Consider the following 1,757-nt stretch of genomic DNA (forward strand, 5'->3'; position numbering starts at 1 on the left):
TTTTTCGATTGGTTGACTCTTAATCGTCACCTGTTTGCTTCTTATAAAGCCAGTTTAGGCTACATTTGGGCTTGATTTTTGTTTAAGTCCCGCTATAAAACTGCGATCGCTTACCCTTTTAGTATTTAAGCATTTGCGCCCAGAATAGAAGAGTCATAGTGCTGTAGCAAATCTTCTGAGTCATCGTAAATTGCCAGATTACCCAATCCCCAATAAAGAGTCCCTTTTACTCGATCATTCTATGAGAGGAGAAGAGATGGCGATCGCGTGAGATAATTCTAGAAGGTGCGTAGACGCATTCGCGCAGCGTCTCGTAGAGAAGTGGCTTGTCACCAGACATCGCTTCAAAGCTTCACTAGACCCAGGCTGATTTGAATTGCTCGATCTACCTGTGCGATCGTTTCTGGGTGCAGAATTCCCAAACGTTTAATCAGCCTTTGCTTGTCAATTGAGCGAATCTGATTGAGAAGTACAACAGAATCAACCTCTAAACCGCCTTCTGGCACTCTAATCAGCACTTCAGTGGGATACAAAGGTTCTGCAAACTTTGAGGTGATGGCAGCTACAACTGTGATTGGACTATGTTCGTTAGAAACATCATTTTGCAAGATTAAAGCTGGGCGTGTTTTTTTAATCTCTGCACCAATAGTTGGATCGAAATTGACTAAGTATACTTCACCACGTTTGGGGTAATTTACTTTTCGTTTCGGTGCCACAATTCTTCTTCCAAGTCAAACCACTCTTCTACTAAACCCAAATCACGTTCTGCGCGTTGGATGGCTCCCTCTTTTAACTGTTGTCGAAGATTGGCTAAGGTTTTCTGAGCAATATAATATTGCACAGCTTCGTTGATGAATTTACTGCGTTGGCGTAGCCTCTCCTCTGGAGAATCGCCTTTTTCAATGACTTGAGCGATTAGTTCAATTGTCTCATCTGGCAAGGTAATGTTAATCTGGCGATGCATAATTTTTCGCTCAGTTTTGCATGGCAATTTTATTGTACACATCTAAAGTGTGTATCGGCTGCAATAATTAGGAAAAATAAGTAGAGGCATTCGTGCAGCGTCTCGTAGAGAAGCGGCTTGTCGCCAGACTTTGCTTGGCTTTCACTTGATATCATCGCACAGATGCTTATCGCTCTCACTCAAATTCACATTAGGATTCTTCAAATAATATTGCAGCCAATTGCAAGCCCGCACCAGCAATTGGTCTAAATTCTCTACAGGCCACAACCGCACTGTGTTGTCAGATGATGCCGTGGCGATGGTTTTGCCGTCCGGGCTGAAACTCACACTTAAGACACTGCCTTGATGCCCTTTAAATTCTTGCAGCAGTTGCCCGTTGAGCGTCCACAACCGCGCTGTCTTGTCAGATGATGCCGTGGCAATGGTTTTGCCGTCCGGGCTGAAACTCACACTTAAGACACTGCCTTGATGCCCTTTAAATTCTTGCAGCAATTGCCCGTTGAGCGTCCACAACCACGCTGTCTTGTCAGATGATGCCGTGGCGATGGTTTTGCCGTCTGGGCTGAAACTCACACTTAAGACACTGCCTTGATGCCCTTTGAATTCTTGCAGCAATTGCCCGTTGAGCGTCCACAACCGCGCTGTCTTGTCAGATGATGCCGTGGCGATAGTTTTGCCGTCCGGGCTGAAACTCACACTTAATACCAATTCTCTAAAAGCTGGCTACAGATAGTGCCTCTAAAATATATTGCCTTCGGGCAATAGATGCAATAATTGGTTTGGTTAATTTGCC

Annotated in this window: 3 protein-coding genes; all 3 read right to left on the minus strand. The window is 44.6% G+C overall.

Translation table 11 applies throughout. From position 1 onward, the window contains the following. Positions 1-344 precede the first annotated feature (344 nt). Positions 345-716 carry a type II toxin-antitoxin system PemK/MazF family toxin gene (locus tag V7K89_RS26130; RefSeq protein ID WP_335192359.1) on the minus strand — a complete coding sequence of 124 codons (372 nt, stop codon included), beginning with the start codon at positions 714-716 and terminating at the stop codon, positions 345-347. Beyond that, complete coding sequence (locus tag V7K89_RS26135) at positions 695-964, minus strand: hypothetical protein (RefSeq protein WP_335192360.1); 270 nt, start codon at positions 962-964, stop codon at positions 695-697. The genes V7K89_RS26130 and V7K89_RS26135 overlap by 22 nt, the downstream gene beginning before the upstream one ends. A 141-nt stretch (positions 965-1,105) precedes the next feature. Further along, positions 1,106-1,660: a WD40 repeat domain-containing protein gene (locus tag V7K89_RS26140; protein WP_335192362.1), complete on the minus strand. Its 555-nt coding sequence runs from the start codon at positions 1,658-1,660 to the stop codon at positions 1,106-1,108. Positions 1,661-1,757 lie beyond the last annotated feature (97 nt).

Source organism: Nostoc sp. (genome assembly GCF_036917515.1).
GTDB lineage: Bacteria > Cyanobacteriota > Cyanobacteriia > Cyanobacteriales > Nostocaceae > Nostoc.

Excerpts from the sequence above, each read along its gene's own strand:
- V7K89_RS26135 (WP_335192360.1), bottom strand. The coding sequence starts at position 964 with ATGCATCGCCAGATTAACATTACCTTGCCAGATGAGACAATTGAACTA.